Origin of the sequence: Pandoraea sp. E26, from assembly GCF_000681415.1 — a bacterium.
In the GTDB taxonomy this organism is placed as follows: Bacteria; Pseudomonadota; Gammaproteobacteria; order Burkholderiales; family Burkholderiaceae; genus Pandoraea; species Pandoraea pnomenusa.
Window position 1 is genome coordinate 1 of record NZ_AYXJ01000025.1, and the last position, 15,152, is coordinate 15,152.

At 61.2% G+C, this 15,152-nt stretch carries 14 protein-coding genes, 1 pseudogene and 1 other annotated feature; of the genes and pseudogenes, 11 read left to right on the forward strand and 4 right to left on the reverse strand.

What is annotated here, in order from left to right; translation table 11 throughout:
* Together W930_RS30480 and W930_RS0115180 are read left to right on the forward strand one after the other, a co-directional pair.
* A pseudogene (locus W930_RS30480) lies at positions 1 to 1,011 on the forward strand (hypothetical protein); the annotation flags it as partial.
* Positions 996 to 1,349, forward strand: coding sequence for a hypothetical protein (locus W930_RS0115180; protein ID WP_028731080.1), 354 nt, complete (start codon positions 996 to 998; stop codon positions 1,347 to 1,349). The pseudogene W930_RS30480 and the gene W930_RS0115180, both read left to right, overlap by 16 nt.
* A gap of 354 nt (positions 1,350 to 1,703) precedes the next feature.
* Here the strand turns inward: W930_RS0115180 and W930_RS0115190 are convergent.
* Positions 1,704 to 2,929, reverse strand: a protein-coding gene (locus W930_RS0115190; RefSeq protein WP_152552659.1) for an IS3 family transposase whose coding sequence is annotated in 2 segments (ribosomal slippage) — positions 1,704 to 2,638 and positions 2,638 to 2,929 — 1,227 coding nt in all. Because the reading frame shifts where the segments join, the coding sequence is not laid out codon by codon here.
* Positions 2,532 to 2,648 (reverse strand) — a sequence feature (AL1L pseudoknot). It overlaps the preceding gene by 117 nt.
* A gap of 663 nt (positions 2,930 to 3,592) precedes the next feature.
* Between W930_RS0115190 and W930_RS29200 the strand changes: the two genes are divergently transcribed.
* Together W930_RS29200 and W930_RS0115205 are read left to right on the forward strand one after the other, a co-directional pair.
* On the forward strand, positions 3,593 to 5,140 hold the full coding sequence (locus W930_RS29200; protein WP_028731083.1) for a hypothetical protein: 1,548 nt from the start codon (positions 3,593 to 3,595) through the stop codon (positions 5,138 to 5,140).
* Between the two features lie 785 nt (positions 5,141 to 5,925).
* Entirely contained in the window at positions 5,926 to 6,678 is a 753-nt protein-coding gene (locus W930_RS0115205) for a YoaK family protein (protein ID WP_023595215.1), read from the forward strand.
* Between the two features lie 77 nt (positions 6,679 to 6,755).
* Here the strand turns inward: W930_RS0115205 and W930_RS0115210 are convergent, their stop codons facing one another.
* Positions 6,756 to 7,157 carry a hypothetical protein gene (locus tag W930_RS0115210; RefSeq protein WP_023595216.1) on the reverse strand — a complete coding sequence of 134 codons (402 nt, stop codon included), beginning with the start codon at positions 7,155 to 7,157 and terminating at the stop codon, positions 6,756 to 6,758.
* On the reverse strand, positions 7,154 to 7,600 hold the full coding sequence (locus tag W930_RS0115215; protein WP_023871774.1) for a rhodanese-like domain-containing protein: 447 nt from the start codon (positions 7,598 to 7,600) through the stop codon (positions 7,154 to 7,156). Before W930_RS0115215 ends, W930_RS0115210 begins: the two co-directional genes overlap by 4 nt.
* A 118-nt stretch (positions 7,601 to 7,718) precedes the next feature.
* Between W930_RS0115215 and ftrA the strand changes: the two genes are divergently transcribed.
* Entirely contained in the window at positions 7,719 to 8,696 is a 978-nt protein-coding gene (ftrA, locus tag W930_RS0115225; protein WP_023871772.1) for a transcriptional regulator FtrA, read from the forward strand.
* A 317-nt stretch (positions 8,697 to 9,013) separates the two neighbouring features.
* Here ftrA and W930_RS0115235 read toward each other — a convergent pair whose 3' ends face one another.
* On the reverse strand, positions 9,014 to 9,649 hold the full coding sequence (locus tag W930_RS0115235) for a FadR/GntR family transcriptional regulator (RefSeq protein ID WP_023595219.1): 636 nt from the start codon (positions 9,647 to 9,649) through the stop codon (positions 9,014 to 9,016).
* 309 nt (positions 9,650 to 9,958) lie between these two features.
* On the opposite strand from W930_RS0115235, the gene W930_RS0115240 reads away from it, so the two are divergent.
* From W930_RS0115240 to W930_RS27620, 6 genes are all read left to right on the forward strand, one after another.
* Complete coding sequence (locus tag W930_RS0115240) at positions 9,959 to 11,098, forward strand: cupin domain-containing protein (RefSeq protein ID WP_023595220.1); 1,140 nt, start codon at positions 9,959 to 9,961, stop codon at positions 11,096 to 11,098.
* An 11-nt stretch (positions 11,099 to 11,109) separates the two neighbouring features.
* A complete protein-coding gene (locus W930_RS0115245) occupies positions 11,110 to 12,240 on the forward strand; it encodes an LVIVD repeat-containing protein (RefSeq protein WP_023871769.1) in 1,131 nt (376 codons plus the stop codon).
* A 34-nt stretch (positions 12,241 to 12,274) separates the two neighbouring features.
* Positions 12,275 to 12,646 carry a RidA family protein gene (locus tag W930_RS0115250; protein ID WP_023595222.1) on the forward strand — a complete coding sequence of 124 codons (372 nt, stop codon included), beginning with the start codon at positions 12,275 to 12,277 and terminating at the stop codon, positions 12,644 to 12,646.
* A 51-nt stretch (positions 12,647 to 12,697) separates the two neighbouring features.
* Positions 12,698 to 13,294 (forward strand): glutathione S-transferase family protein, encoded by a 597-nt coding sequence (locus W930_RS0115255; protein ID WP_023595223.1) that lies wholly within the window; start codon positions 12,698 to 12,700, stop codon positions 13,292 to 13,294.
* Positions 13,295 to 13,406: 112 nt separating this feature from the next.
* Positions 13,407 to 14,279 (forward strand): ABC transporter ATP-binding protein, encoded by an 873-nt coding sequence (locus W930_RS0115260; RefSeq protein WP_023595224.1) that lies wholly within the window; start codon positions 13,407 to 13,409, stop codon positions 14,277 to 14,279.
* Positions 14,276 to 15,097, forward strand: a complete 822-nt coding sequence (locus W930_RS27620; protein WP_024788461.1) for an ABC transporter permease — start codon at positions 14,276 to 14,278, stop codon at positions 15,095 to 15,097. The genes W930_RS0115260 and W930_RS27620 overlap by 4 nt, the downstream gene beginning before the upstream one ends.
* Positions 15,098 to 15,152: the final 55 nt, after the last annotated feature.

Genomic DNA, 15,152 nt, shown 5'->3' on the forward strand with positions numbered 1-15,152 from the left:
GCCGGGGAAGCGGTGGCGCGCGATATCGGGACGTATGCAGATAAGAAGCGAGATGCGGCACAAAAGCTGGCCTACGCCACGACCGATCCGGAGTTGAAGGCGCAGTATCAGAAGGAAGCGGATGACTGGAAGGAGGGCGGCGACTTCCGTGCGGCAATGCACGCCGCTGGTGGCGCCATCATCGCAGGCTTGGGAGGGGGCAATGCTCTCGGTGGTGCGTTAGGTGCAGGGTTGACGTCGAAGCTCGGCGGAACACTGAACGAACTGAGCGAGAGCATTCAGAAGGCCCACCCGACGGGCAACGCCGATATCGATCAGGCATTGGCGCAGATTGTGGCGACGGGCGTTGGTACTGCGGTGGGGGCAGCGGTTGGTGGGAGTTCGGGAGCGTTTGCCGGGTATAACGTTGATCGGTTTAATCGGCAGTTGCATCCGAATGAGCGGCAGTGGGCTAAAGACAATGCGAAAAGCTTTGCAGAGTTTTACGAGAACACTACAGGAAAGGCCATAAGCCAGAGCCAAGCGGAAAACATGCTATTGGCCAACGGTTACCGATTAGTCGACGCATCTGCTAGCAAGGGGCCGGGAGGTGATGCAGTTGCGGTGGCATATATCGGCAAGAACGCCGGTTGTATGTTCACAGCGACTGCCGCCGAGTACAAGAATCCTTTCCTGTACGGAAACAAGGACGGTTCGCTAACGCCGGAGCAACGGGCATTGCCGGGAGCCATTGCTAATCCTAAACTCGGCCTTGCTATTGCGGGCGCGTTGGCGGTGCCGGCGGTCCTTCCTGCATTGTCAGCCATACCGGGGGCGCCGATCTTCGGGGTTGACGGGGCATTGGGGTCGACAGCATGGACTTCGGCAGCAGGAACCGGCACGATTAGCGCGGGCATCAATGCTGGCTCGCAGTATTGCCAGAACGGGACAGTCAATCCCGTTGATGTAGCCATTGCCGCGATATCGGGAGGCGTTGGCGTATACGGCGGGCTGGGATGGAACCGTTGGTGAATGGCGCGGGCGGTGCGATAGGCACGGCGATCAATAACGCCGTATTCGGTAAGCGCGATAGCATTATGTTTGGTGGCTTAGTGAGCGGCGTTAGCGCGGTCTTCGGCTATGGTGTTGGCAAAGATATGGAGACGCGGATCAACTCCATTCTGCGGCCCACGATCAACGGTTCGGGCTGGGCGGATGTCGGAAAATGGGCAGGGCCGTCGGGATTGAACTTCCTGTTACCGAACAATTTGGGTGTAATCGGGGCCGGCGTAGCCGGCGGGTCAGGTTCTGAGGCGGCGAGCGCCGCAATAAATGGTGTCAAGGATCGAATGGAGTCTGCAAAAAAATGATGCGTTTAGTGCTCCTACTGCTATTGGCCTATGCCCTGTCGATGCTATGTTTCGCGGCGATCAAAGTATCGTCTGTCCTGATGGCTGAAATATTTTACGGTGGAGCGTATCGGTGGGGAATGGATGACGTACGGTTTGTGCTGATTCGTGGCTCTCTCATGGCTCTAGTCTTCTGGATCGTGGCAATTCTGCAATATTTTCGGGTACGAAATCGGCTATAGCACAAACAACAAATGGAGATACCAGGATTTAGTGGACAGGGGTAGCCGTCGTAAGCCACTAAACGGTGCGTATACAGTGATCTCAAGGCTGAGGCAGACTGAACCGCACCGGGAATCGTGGAGGCTGGTTGGTTTAAGTTAATGCGGACACGTCAGCGGCATTTCTGAGTTGCCTGTAGTAGTTTGCCTCAGCTTCAGCAGGCGGAATATAGCCGAGCGGTTCCATCAGCCGATGATGGTTGTACCAGGCGACCCATTCCAGCGTTGCCAGTTCGACGGATTCCCTCGTTTTCCAAGGGGCGCGCCGATGAATCAGTTCCGTCTTGTACAGGCCGTTGATCGTCTCGGCCAGCGCATTGTCGTAGCTGCCGACCGACGGCTCGATGCCGGCCTCAGCCAGCCGTTCGCTGTAGCGGATGCTGACGTATTGAGACCCTCTGTCGGAATGATGAATCAAAGTCCCGTCCTCACCCGGTTGGCGGGCGTACAGCGCTTGTTCAAGTGCATCCAGAACGAAGTCCGTGGTCATCGACGAGCTGACGCGCCAGCCAACAATACGGCGGGCAAACACGTCGATCACGAATGCCACGTACAGCCAGCCTTGCCATGTCGAGACATACGTGAAATCCGACACCCAGAGCTGATTCGGTCGGTCAGCCTTGAACTGCCGGTTGACTCGGTCCAGCGGGCGCGGCGCGGTCACCTCGGGAATCGTCGTGCGAACACGCTTACCGCGAACTGCGCCACGCAAGCCCTGCAGTTTCATCAACCGTCCGACCGTGCAGCGTGCCACTGCAATGCCTTCCCGGTTCATCTGCTTCCAGACCTTCGGCACGCCGTAGACCTGCATGTTGGCCTGCCAGACACGCTTGATCTCCGGTTGCAAAAGCTCATCGCGTTTCGCGCGGGCGCAGCGCTTCGACGGATCGCGAAGTTGTGCTGCATGGCGTCGGTAGCCCGACGGGGCAATCCGCAAGACCTTGCAGATCGGCTCGACCCCGAAGGTGTCGCGATGCTGATCAATGAAGGCCTTCAGGACTTGAAACGGCGGTCGAGCTCCGCCTGGGCGAAAAACGCGCTCGCCAGTTTGAGAATCTCATTGGTCCGGCGCAGTTCCTTGACCTCGCGCTCCAAGGCCTTGATGCGTTCACGCTCGGCCGTACTCACGCCATCGCGCTCTCCACGGTCGACCTCGTCGCGCTTAACCCAATCCAACAGCGTCTGCGGCGTGCAGCCGATCATCGGCGCAATCGATTCGACTGCCGCCCACATCGAAGGATGCTCGCTACGCTGCTCGCGTACCAGGCGCACTGCGCGCTCTCGGACTTCCGGGGAAAACTTGCTTGGCTTCTTGTTCATTGCTCCATTCTCTCAAGAGTTGGAGCCTCCACAAAATCCGGTGCGATTCATGGTGCCCATGGATGGTTGGCCGGAGCAAGCCAAGGCGCGAATTCCGATCTCGTGAGCTATGGATCCAGTCCTAAGGTCGGTGACTTTCGTGTCGGTTCCTCCGTCTCCGCGAGTGCCATGCTTGGTCCTCTGGCCGGACAGTTCGGAGGTGGTGCAGGTCTTTTCTCTAACATTCAAGGAACGCCCATCACAGGGGGGTACTGGCAGACCAAGGGGGTGGCTGCAATTGGACCGAATGTCGGCGTTGGAGCCGAAATTAAATTCAATATCATAGAGTTTACTTATAAGGGGAGGTAGTTGATTGATGATGAATGCGAGCGTTGGGCGGTTTAATGTTATTAGGCGCCTCATAATTGCTATTATGGTTTTTGGATTTATTGGTTTTTTGGGATTTAAATTATTGCCGAAGTGGCTGGAATACATAACGATATTTTATGTTTTATTTTTTGTGGCGATTTTGTTTTTATTGATTTCGAAGTTTTACAGGTGCCCATATTGCAATTCTATACCGCGAGGACATCCGATTCCGTATGTGGATCTGGCTCCGGAAAGCTGCAAGGTATGCGGCCGATCATTGAGGGTGGACGATCAAGGTGATTCTTCTGACTGTGCGTGATAAATAGTGAGGTAACGGACGATTTTATATCCGCGTCGCTGTCGAGGTCCAACGGCGACGCCAACTCGGATTCGACTTTCCAGAACAACTCTGATATCAACGCGAGCAATACGGCGGTGATCGTGAGTGAACGCACCATCACGCTGACGAACGGCGCGAACCAGACGCAGGATCTGGCGAGCCTGAATCGCGATACGTCGAATCTGAACGAAACGGTGAACCGAACGCCGGATTTGCAGAACCTGCTTAACGATCAGTCACGCTTGATGGCAGCGGCGACGGCGGCCGGGGAAGCGGTGGCGCGGGATATTGGGACGTATGCGGACAAGAAGCGAGAAGCGGCGCTAAAGATGGCCGACGCCACGACCGATCCGGAGTTGAAGGCGCAGTATCAGAAGGAAGCGGACGACTGGAAGGAGGGCGGCGACTACCGTGCGGCAATGCACGCCGCTGGTGGCGCCATCATCGCAGGCTTTGGAGGGGGCAATGCGCTCGGTGGTGCGTTAGGTGCAGGGTTGACGTCGAAGCTCGGCGGAACACTGAACGAACTGAGCGAGAGCATTCAGAAGGCCCACCCGACGGGCAACGCCGATATCGATCAGGCATTGGCGCAGATTGTGGCGACGGGCGTTGGTACTGCGGTGGGGGCGGCGGTTGGTGGGAGTTCGGGAGCGTTTGCCGGGTATAACGTCGATCGGTTTAATCGGCAGTTGCATCCGGAGGAGAAAGCACTCGCCAAAAGGATCTCAGACGACGCAAAGGCAAGGGCATTAAAGAACACGGACGGATCACCGATCACAGCGGAGCAGATAGAGGATATGCTGCGCTCTGCGGCCAATAGCCATTATCGCGAGACTATTACAACAGGTATGGTAGTGCCGCTGAATGGGAGTACTACCGTGGGTCGGCTCTATGACACGGCCGGTATGAGAGTGACCAACGATGGAGCGGGCAACTACTATTTGGTGCAGGATTCGTCGATGTTTGCATCGCCTTCAGACGCGTTAAGAAATCTGATTCAGCAAAGCACCGGGGGACCGACTTCGCCCTACAGTTGGAACGTCCGGTCACCAGAGGCCGCGCAAGCAGGCTCGGCTCAGACACTTTCGACGAGCCCGTTCGCACAGGGGTGGAATACCGGCGAGAACTCTGCGGGAATTCAAAATTCCGATCCAAGAAATACGCCAACTATTGGCTTTCAAGCTGGATTCCATCTGCCGATTTCACCAGGGGTTAGTATCGGACCGAATGTCAGCTACACCGCTAACGATGGGGTAATGTCAATAAAGCCAGACGTTTCTCTTGGGACGATCTATGACATTGGCATGAGCGTTGGTTTTTCTGGGGATTTAAAGTACTCCGGACCTTCCGTTGTCAATTTTGGATTGGGGAGGTATCTAGGTGTTCAAATAACGCCGAGTAACTCCTTGGCTTGGGCGGAGAAATCTTGGATTGCTCCGGGTAAATATTTTAACGGAATAAGCTTTGGTATCGGGGTGGGTGTTTCGTCCCCAGTCAACGTGACGCTGGATCCGACATATTAGTATCAGAGCGGGAGGTGGATTTTCATGTGCGTCGTGGAGCTTGGTCCCCTTGGTGGTGCTTTGCTGTTTGTCTTGTTCATGTTTTTGTTGGTAAGTATTCTAGGAATAGTTCCTGGAATTCGGAGGGGTGTTGATAAGGCGGGAGGGAAAGTAAAAGAAGATTTGCGGGCTTTCGTGATTCTGGGTAATGGAGCTCTCAGATCGGGAGGAGGGTTATATCGTCTTAGTCTCTATGATCGATATTTAGTAATGGCTCTTATATCAGCGTCTTCTTATTCTTATCGTGATGTGGAGATCGTTGATGGTCAGTGGGGGGATGGTCGCTTAGTATTAGTTTTGCTTCGATTCCGAATGGTGATTTACGGGCGTCCGAATTCGGTCGATGCATTTCGCCGTGCACTTGCAATTCAAATAGAGTCGTGCGCTGGTCGAGGCAAATGATCGTTGACCCCGCACCCGAATTAGTACCCGTCTGACGTCACCCCAGAAGTGGATGGAGTTGACCCTGTAATCCCGGACACAGCGTCACGCTAAGGTTGCTGAATCCATCATGTCCAATCTCCAGACTACGTGATTGGACTCTAAATCCATGCGTTACCCAAATAGGGGGCGACGTCGGGGAGGGCTGGTCAGTGACGTTGAGGCGCAGGCAAGGGACAGCGTGCCCCATACCCTTGCCATGCAGGGTTTCTTGAGTGCCACTTGCACGAACTGATTCCTACTGGAGTCCCCGGCGGGAGTAAAATCGTTGCCACGCTATCTCGCGTATGCAATGCAGGTGCGCAATGCCGATCAACTATCTACGTGGTTTCACACATCCGGCACGAACCGACGCGGCCAATCGGCGTCTCGGCCGGTGGCTGGCGTTTGTCGCTGGGGCGGCCAATGCCGGCGGTTTTCTGGCGATGGGACAGTACACGTCCCATATGTCGGGCGTCGTGGCGTCGCTTTCCGACAATCTGGCGCTTGGCCAGATTGTCCTGGTCCTCACCGGACTCAGCGCGCTCCTGGCGTTTCTCACGGGGGCGGCCACCTCGGCGGTACTCATCAACTGGGGCCGCCGCCATCACACCAACAGCGAGTACGCTGCACCGCTGATGCTCGAGGCCATGCTGCTGCTGTGTTTCGGCTTCGTCGGGGCGAATCTGGCGCACCACCATTGGCTGTTCGCGCCCGGAACCGTAGCGCTGCTCTGCTTCGTCATGGGCTTGCAAAATGCAATCATCACCAAGATTTCGAAAGCGGAGATTCGCACGACCCACGTCACGGGTCTGGTGACGGACATTGGCATCGAGCTCGGAAAGCTGCTTTACTGGAATCGCTCGCAAGCCTCCCCGGACCGCAAGCATGTGAGCGCCAACCAGGCGAAGCTACACCTGTTGTCGTCCTTGCTGGGCATGTTCTTTATCGGTGGCCTCGCCGGTGCGCTCGGCTTCAAACATCTCGGTTTCGTCTCGTCGGTCCCGCTGGCCATCGCGCTCGTCGTGCTGGCCATCGTGCCGCTGCTGGACGATTTCTCCCATCGGGCGCACCCGTGATCGGCAGGCGACAGGGCGCGAGCACGGACGAGGTTGTTGACACACACATGCCAGGCCCACATGCCAAGCCCGCATGATCATGCCGGCGAGCACGGCGGCAAGCACAACGGTCCGTCGCGTTTGCCGGCACCCGCGCAACCCGTCGCGCCGCGCCCGGATCGCGCACTTCCACCGGGACCGAACGCCCGACTGACCAGCCGAACTCGACCCAGAACGGCAGCATGCCGAGTCGCCTGAGGCACGCGTGATACACCGCGAGCGCGACCGACAGACCATATGGCGTGCAACGTTTGCTGGGCAGTCATGTACGGCTGCCAGACGTGCCGCGTCGGACGCTCCACTCCCGCGAACATCAGCAGATTCTGGTGGCGCAGCATGCGCCCAAACGCCTCGACATCGTCAAGCGAGACGATAAGCGTCGTTTCCGGATTCACGCTGTCGACGATCACCTGCGCGTCATCGAGCGTCGTGAGCGTCATCGAGCGTCCTGTGCGCCAGCAGTCCGAAAGCTGGCCGAGGTCGACAGTGCGAACCCCTCGTCGATCCAGCCGGTGATGCCGCCGATCATGATCTTCACTGGTCGGCCGAGCTGGGCAAGTCGGATCGCGCCTCGCGTGGCACCGTTGCAGTGGGGCCCCGCGCAGTAAGTGACAAACAAGGTGTCGGCCGGAAAATCGGCTAGTTTCGACGCAACGAGCTTTCCGTGGGGGAGGTTAACGGCACCCGGCACGTGCCCTCGGGCGAACAGCGCCGGGCTTCGAACGTCGAGCAGGACGAATCCGGGGGCGCCACTGGCTAGCGCGCTGGAAACATCCCAGCAGTCGGTTTCGAATTGCAAGGACGTCTGGAAATGATCGAGCGCGCGGGCGCTGTCGGCGGCGGGGACTGCGGTGACGGCGTTGGTCACGTGGCTTGTAGACATGGTCGAATTTCCCGTGGTGAGGGTGATGGGAGAGAACGCGATCCTTCAGTGCCCATTCTGTGCCCGCGCGGCGCACGGGGTAAGTGGCGTAATCGACAACATCCGGTAACATTACGCCATGAACCCACATTTCGTTGTCGCGCTGGCGTACGACCGGCTCTGTACCTTCGAATTCGGCTGCGTGACCGAGTTGTTCGCGCTGGAGCGCCCGGAGCTCGATGTCGAGTGGTACCGCTTCGCTGTCTGTGCGGCCGAACCCGGTCCACTGCGCGCGGCCGGGGCAATCACGATCTGCGCGCCCTACAAGCTTGGAATGCTCGATCGGGCGGATACGATCGTCGTGCCAGGGTGGCGCGATCCGGACGAAGTCCCGCCCGAGCCACTGCTCAGGAAGATTCGTGCCGCGTATCGGCGCGGCGCCCGGCTTTGCACCATCTGTTCCGGGGTATTCGTGCTGGCGGCCGCGGGGGTGCTCGACGGCAAGACCGTCACCACCCATTGGCGCTATGCGGAAAAGTTGCAGCGGCGCTACCCGAATGTGCGTGTGCAGCCGGATGCGCTGTATGTGGATGAAGGACAGATCGTCACGTCGGCGGGATCGGCGGCGGGACTCGACATGCTGATCCATTTGGTGCGGCGCGACTACGGCAGCCCCGTGGCAAACCGGGTAGCGCAGCGGCTGGTGCTGCCGCCGCATCGTGAAGGTGGACAGGCGCAGTTCGTCCCCCGGCCAATGCCGCCGGACGGAAGCAGCCGGCTGGCCAGGCTGATGGACTGGGTGCGCGAGCATCCTGCCTTGCCCCACACGCTGCAATCGCTCGCCGAACGGGCCGCGATGAGTCCGCGCACGTTGCAGCGCCAGTTTCAGGACGCGACAGGCATGGCGCCGTACGAGTGGCTCGTGCGCGAGCGCGTGAGCGTGGCGCGCGAGATGCTGGAGGCGGAAACGCCCCCGACGATCGCGCGTATCGCCGAGCTGGCGGGGTTCGGTTCGGAGGAATCGCTGCGCCGGCACTTTCGGCGTCTGGTCCTGACCAGTCCGGCGGCATATCGGGAAAAGTTCGGTCATGGTGCCGGGGGGGCGGCCAACCGGTAAAATGGCGGCGCAATGGCACGACGATGTCATTCTTACCTAGGATCCCCGGAGGGCCTCATCAATGCGCAAACTCGCTTTTCTGCTTCTTGCCAGCACGGTGCTGCTGGCCAGCTGTGCCGTATATCTTCCCGACGATGGTCCGCATGGCGGTCGCGGCGGTCCCGGCAATGGTTTCTGCCCGCCGGGCCAGGCAAAGAAGGGGAACTGCTGACGCGAAACGCGGCGCGCATGCCATTGCCGCAGCCCGCGGCCTGGGCATGACCGGCGCCGTCATTCATTGCGTCGACGCGCCTGCCGAACGCGGCATCGCTGACGGCTCAGCCGCCCTGACTTCCCGGCACCATCCGCGCCATGATCTGCTCGCGCACACGAATCAAGTGTTCGCGCATTGCCGTTTCGGCCAGGTCCGGCGCCCGATCGCGAATCGCGTCGGCGATCGCCTGATGCTCGATGTCGCGCTGACGGATACGCTCGGGGCAGTGCGGCATGGGTTGTTGCACGTGCAGGCGAACGTCCGACCCGACCCGTCGGACGATCTGATAGATGTCCGCCGCGAGTGCATTGCCCGAGGCCGCTGCGACCGCGCGGTGAAATGCCAGATCGGTGGAGCCGCGGTCGGCACCCGGTGGCGTGGACGCCGCACGCTCGATTCGCGCGATCTCGACCGGGGTCGCGCGTACCGCCGCCAGACGCGCGAGGAACGGCTCGAGCGCCAGCCGCAGTTCTATCACTTCGAGCACATTCGTGCGCCCGGCCAGTATTTCGCCGCTGCGCTTCGACTGACCCTCACCGCGCCCCCGCGGTGACTCCAGTTCGCCTTCCTCGCGCAACACCTTCAGTGCATTGCGCAACTGATGACGCTTCACGCCCAGTTCGTCGGCCAACTGCCGCTCCGCCGGCAAGGCGTCGCCGTTGGCGAGGCGGCTTCGCAGACTTTCAACCAAATCGACCATAGCTATTTTCTCCACTACAACCAATGGGTTTGGTTGCACGCCAAAAATTCTACCGAGGCAGCATGATAGCGGAATTCACAACCATCGGCTAACACGGCGAGGTCTTGTTTTTTAGTAATTCACGTCAATTATTCGGTGTCGATGTGCGAATCTCGAGGTTGCGCCAAGACTGTTTTGGTTCAACCAAACTAACAACCAAATAATATCAACCATAATAACCAAATACATTTTTGGTTGACACAAAAAATTTGTATTGATCTAATCGTTTGCATCGGCAGTCAGTGAAACCCCACCCGGAGGTAGCACAGCATGATGCAAGCCACGCAGCAAGCCGCTGGTCGCGCGAGCGAGCAGGAGATGCGGCAGATGTACGAGGAAATCGGCAACGCGCACCTGTTTCCGTTCTGGGCGCGTAGCGCCGACGTCGAACACGATGAAATCCGGCAACTGATGCAAGGCCAGCGCGCCGTGCCGTATCTGTGGCGCTATCGGGAGGTGCTCGAGCCATTGCTGCAGCGCTCGGCGCGCCTGATTTCCACGGCGGACTCCGACCGGCGCTCGCTGATTTTGACTAATCCCGGACTCAAGCCCCGACGCGCGACGGTGACCACGCTGTACACCGCCTACCGCCTGAACGATCCGAACGAGATCATGCCGCCGCACCGGCACACCGCGAGCGCCATTCGCCTCGGTCTGACAGGTGCCCAGAACTTCACCGGCGTCGAAGGCGAGGATGTGGTGTTCGGCCCGGGCGACATGGTGCTCACGCCGCGCGACACATGGCACAACCACGGCAATGTGGGCAGCGAACCGGCCATCAACCTGTCGGTGCTCGATTACCCGCTCGTCGAAACGCTCAACGCGCTGTCGTTCGATCACGATTACAGCGAGGGCGGAGCGGTCATGCGCAAGCAGTCGGCGCGCTTTCCCGCCGATTACTCCGCCATTACCTACGGTGCGGGCGGGTTGATGCCGCGCTTCGTCGACCATCGACGCGGCGCAAACGGTTCCTCGCCGATGTTCATCTACCGCTACGAAGCCGTGCGCGAATTGCTGGAGAAGCATCGCGAGTGGGCCGAGAACCCCTACGAAGGATTGCGCATCGAGTACGTCGATCCGCTTCGCGGCGGCCCGGTCTACAAGACGATGACCTTCTTCATGCAGATGCTGCGTCCGGGCGAGCGCACCTTGCCCATGAAGCAGACGGCCAGCCTGCTCGTGTCGCCGCTGGAGGGGGCCGTGCGTGCAACGCTCGATGGCGAGGCGTTCGAGACGCATCAGTTCGACACGCTCGCCGTGCCGGGCGGCACGTGGGCCGAATACGAGAACACGAGCGCCACGCAACCGGCCATCGTGTTCATTGCGAGCGACGAGCCCGCATTGCGTGCGTTCGGCCTGCTCCAGCGCTGGGGCAAGACCGCCGGCGGCGACATCATGCTGCTCGACTGAGGGGAGTCGCCATGGCCAAGGCGTGGAACACGCGGCGGGTGAGTCACATCGACTGCCCTGGCGGCGGGCAGGTGTGGATCGACCGGAACATCCTGTACGTCTCGCACATGCGCCCCCCCGCCGGAACGTCGATCTACGACGTGTCGGATCCGAAGCATCCGCGGCTGCTTGCCACGCTCGAAGTGCCGATGGGCTGGCATTCGCACAAGGTTCGCGTGCAGGACGGCGTGATGCTCGTGAACTACGAGAAGTTTCGCGAAGGTGCGCCCGAGTTCGGTGGCGGGCTGGGTATTTTCGATGTCACGTGCCCGTCGGAGCCGCGTCCGATCTCGCGTTGGTACTCCGGCGGCGAAGCCGGCGGCGTGCACCGGTATGACTTCGACGGTCGCTACGCGTATATCTCGCCGACCGCCGAGGGCTTCGTGGGCAACATCGTCAAGATCCTCGATCTGGCTCGTCCCGAGCAGCCCGAGGAGGTCGGCCGCTGGTGGATCCCCGGGCAGAACGTCGGCGCCGGCGAAGCCTATCCGTGGGACGACTACGTGCGTCCTCGCTGCCATCACCCGCTGCGCATGGGCGATCGTCTCTACGTGTCGTACTGGCACCATGGTTTCTTCATCCTGGACATCTCCGACATGTCGGCGCCGAAGCTCGTCTCGGGCCTGAACAGCAGTCCCGCGCATCCGCACCCGACGCATACCGCCTTGCCGATCCCGGGCATGGTCAAGGGACGCCGGGTCATGGTGGTGGCCGACGAGGACGTGGCAAAACTGCGGCCGTCACCGCCGTCGTTCGCCTGGATCTACGACATTACCGACGAGCGCCAGCCGATGCCGATCTCGACGTTTCAGGTCGAGGGCGTCGACCCCGATGGCATGCCTCGCGAGCCAATGTCGGGCTGCCACCAGCCCTCCGAGCGTTTCGTGGGGACGACGCTGCCGTTCGCGTGGTTCGCCAGGGGCATGCGGCTGGTCGACATCGCCGATCCGTTCGCCCCGAAGGAGATCGCGTACTACGAACCGGATCCGCCCGCCGGCTGCGAGCGCGCCTCGTCCAACGACGTGACGATCGACGATCGCGGTCTGGTGTACCTGCTCGACCGGCAGCAGGGCATCGACATCATCGAGTGCTTCCCGGGATGACGCTTCGCCCCGGACAACGACAACGAGGACGGCAATGACGATTTCGGTACATGGCAAGCGCAACCCGAACCTTCCGTTTCACCCGGCCGTGCGGGCCGGCGACTACGTGTTCGTGTCGGGCCAGGTAGCCAAGGACGAGGACGGCGGCATGATCAGCGGCACGATCGAGGAAGAGACGCGCGCCACGATTCTCGCCGTGCAACGGGCGCTGCGCGCGGCCGGATGCGATCTGGCCGATGTGGTCAAGGCCACCGTCTACCTGGAGGATGCGCGCGACTTCGGCCGCTACAACGGCGTGTTCAAGGAGTTCTTCCCGGACGGACGTCTCGCGCGCACCACGGTCGAGGCGCGCGCCGTGATCACCACGCGAATCGAGATCGAATGCATCGCCTACCGGCCGCTGTGAGCCACGCCGGCCCGTCGCGACACCCACCGAACATCACCTGAGGACACCGACATGATCAAGCTTTACGGACGCGCCACTTCGGGCAACGTGCAAAAAGTCATTTTCCTGCTCGAAGAACTGGGGCAACCCTACGAACGGCTCGACTACGGTCGCCAGTTCGGCAACACCGGCACCCCCGAATATCTTGCCATGAACCCCACCAACAAGGTACCGACGCTGGCCGATGGCGAGCTCGTGATTTGGGAGTCGAACACGATCCTGCGCTACCTCGCGAGCCGGCAGGCGTCGTCGCTGTATCCCGCCGATCCGGCGCAACGCACTTTTGTCGAGCGATGGATGGACTGGACGCTCGCGTCGCTCAACCCCGTTTATCTCGCCGGCTTCAAGGACGCGAAGAAGCCGAGGGAGGCGCAAGCGGCCGATACGGGACCGAACCTCGCCGCCGAGCTGACGATCCTCGACAAGCACCTGCGCGAGGTGCCGTGGTGTGCCGGACAGGCGATCAGTCTTGCCGACATCGCACTGGCGCCGCTGGTCAGGCGCTGCGTGAACTTCCCGTTCGATTTGCCGGCGCTGCCCGGCATCGCGGCATGGCTCGGGCGTATCGAAGCGCGCCCCGCGTTCGCGAAGGCGACCAGCGCCGGCTGACGCGCGACTGCGCGAGGTCGTCGATGCACGATGGCGTTCGCGCCGCATGCCGCGCCGAGCGCGGCGTGAAGCGCGGACCATGATTCCGGAATCGCAAGACTGGAGTGTCCCCATGACAAGTCCCGATCGGCCCGACGGGGTGACGACGGTGCGCACGACAGCACCGGCGCATACACAAGCGCCCGTCCCGTCGCCGCAGCCCTACATCAGCGTGAGCGGACTTTGCGTCGACTTCGAGACGCAAGGGCGTGTGACCCGCGTGCTCAATGACATCCACCTGTCGGTCGAGCGTGGCGGCTTCACGTCGCTCGTCGGGCCCTCAGGGTGCGGCAAGAGCACGCTGCTGAAGGTGCTCGCGGGGTTGCAGGCGCCCACGCTGGGGCGCGTGAGCGTGGGGGGCATGACGCCGGCCGAGGCGGTGCGACAGCGCCGCATCGGCCTGGTGTTCCAGGAGGCGGCGCTCATGCCGTGGAAGAGTGCCTTCGACAACGTGTGCCTGCTGATGGAGATCGTTGGCACGTTTGGCGACAAGGAAGCGATTCGCGCCCGCGCGCTCGAACTGCTCAACATCGTGGGACTCGGGCACGCCGTGGATCGCAAGCCGTCGCAGTTGTCGGGCGGCATGCGCCAGCGCGTGGCCATCGCGCGCGCCCTGGCGCTCGATCCGGAGGTACTGATGATGGATGAGCCGTTCGGTGCGCTCGACGCCATCACCCGCGAAGAGATGAGTGACTTCCTGCTCGATCTCTGGCAACGGACCGGCAAGACGATCGTGTTCGTGACGCACTCCATCGACGAAGCGGTGTTCCTGTCGCGCGACGTCACCGTCATGGCGACGGGGCCGGCCCGCATTCTGGAGTGCCTGACCGTGCCGCTGGCCTACCCGCGCAACGAGGACAGCTATGCGACGCAGGCGTTCGCGCAGACGGCGTCGCATCTGCGCAAGCGATTGAAGGAAGGCCATCGGGCCGGGAGGGCGTCATGAGCGTATCGCCAACGGAAGTCGTGCCCGCCGGCGCGCGCGGGCGCGCCGCCCCCAAGCCGTTTCGCGGCCTGTGGCGCGCCGGTCCGGGCGTGGCCCTGCTCGTCGTGCTGCTCGTGCTCTGGGAGGCCGGGCTGCGCGTGTTCGACGTGCCCGCATTCGTGTTGCCGACCCCGACGCAGATCGCCGGGACGCTGGTGACGAAGCAGCCCGAGCTCGCCGCCGCGGCATGGGTGACGGCGCGCGAGGTGCTGTATGGCTTCGTGCTGTCGAGCGTCGTGGGGGCACTGCTCGCGATCGGCATTGCGCGCTTCGAGCGGTTGGGCGGCGCGGTCTACCCGCTCATGGTGGTCTTCCAGAACGTGCCGAAGATCGCGCTCGCGCCGATCTTCGTGCTCTGGTTCGGCTATGACCTCATGCCCAAGATACTGCTTATCGTCGTGATGGCGTTTTTTCCGGTGGCGCTCAACATGCTTGTCGGCCTGCGCAGCGCGGATCCGAACCTGGTCGCGCTGCTCAAGTCGGTCGGCGCCACGCGAACGCAGATCCTGATGCGGGTGCAGATCCCGCACTCGCTGCCGTCGCTCATGGCCGGCATCAAGGTCGCCATCACGTTGAGCGTGATCGGCGCCATCGTGGGCGAGTTCGCCGGTGCGTCGGCCGGGCTGGGCTACGTCATCCAGTTCGCTTCGACGCAAATGCAGATGCCGCTCGTGTTTGCCGCCCTCGTCGAGGTGTCGCTGCTTGGCGTGCTCTTCTACTACGCCGTCGAGGGATTCGAATACCGGTTCATTACGTGGGGCGGCGAATCACGCCACTGATCGCCGGATGGCGGGGCGGCGGGGCAGTGGGGTAGCGGGTTAGCGGGTTAGCGGA

What these genes read in the sequence shown, in the direction of transcription:
- W930_RS0115210 (WP_023595216.1), bottom strand. Translation starts at nt 7,157, where the DNA reads ATGACGCTCACGACGCTCGATGACGCGCAGGTGATCGTCGACAGCGTG.
- W930_RS0115205 (WP_023595215.1), top strand. Translation starts at nt 5,926, where the DNA reads ATGCCGATCAACTATCTACGTGGTTTCACACATCCGGCACGAACCGAC.
- W930_RS27620 (WP_024788461.1), top strand. Translation starts at nt 14,276, where the DNA reads ATGAGCGTATCGCCAACGGAAGTCGTGCCCGCCGGCGCGCGCGGGCGC.
- W930_RS0115235 (WP_023595219.1), bottom strand. Translation starts at nt 9,649, where the DNA reads ATGGTCGATTTGGTTGAAAGTCTGCGAAGCCGCCTCGCCAACGGCGAC.
- W930_RS0115255 (WP_023595223.1), top strand. Translation starts at nt 12,698, where the DNA reads ATGATCAAGCTTTACGGACGCGCCACTTCGGGCAACGTGCAAAAAGTC.
- W930_RS0115215 (WP_023871774.1), bottom strand. Translation starts at nt 7,600, where the DNA reads ATGTCTACAAGCCACGTGACCAACGCCGTCACCGCAGTCCCCGCCGCC.
- ftrA (WP_023871772.1), top strand. Translation starts at nt 7,719, where the DNA reads ATGAACCCACATTTCGTTGTCGCGCTGGCGTACGACCGGCTCTGTACC.
- W930_RS0115245 (WP_023871769.1), top strand. Translation starts at nt 11,110, where the DNA reads ATGGCCAAGGCGTGGAACACGCGGCGGGTGAGTCACATCGACTGCCCT.
- W930_RS0115250 (WP_023595222.1), top strand. Translation starts at nt 12,275, where the DNA reads ATGACGATTTCGGTACATGGCAAGCGCAACCCGAACCTTCCGTTTCAC.
- W930_RS0115240 (WP_023595220.1), top strand. Translation starts at nt 9,959, where the DNA reads ATGATGCAAGCCACGCAGCAAGCCGCTGGTCGCGCGAGCGAGCAGGAG.
- W930_RS0115260 (WP_023595224.1), top strand. Translation starts at nt 13,407, where the DNA reads ATGACAAGTCCCGATCGGCCCGACGGGGTGACGACGGTGCGCACGACA.
- W930_RS0115180 (WP_028731080.1), top strand. Translation starts at nt 996, where the DNA reads ATGGAACCGTTGGTGAATGGCGCGGGCGGTGCGATAGGCACGGCGATC.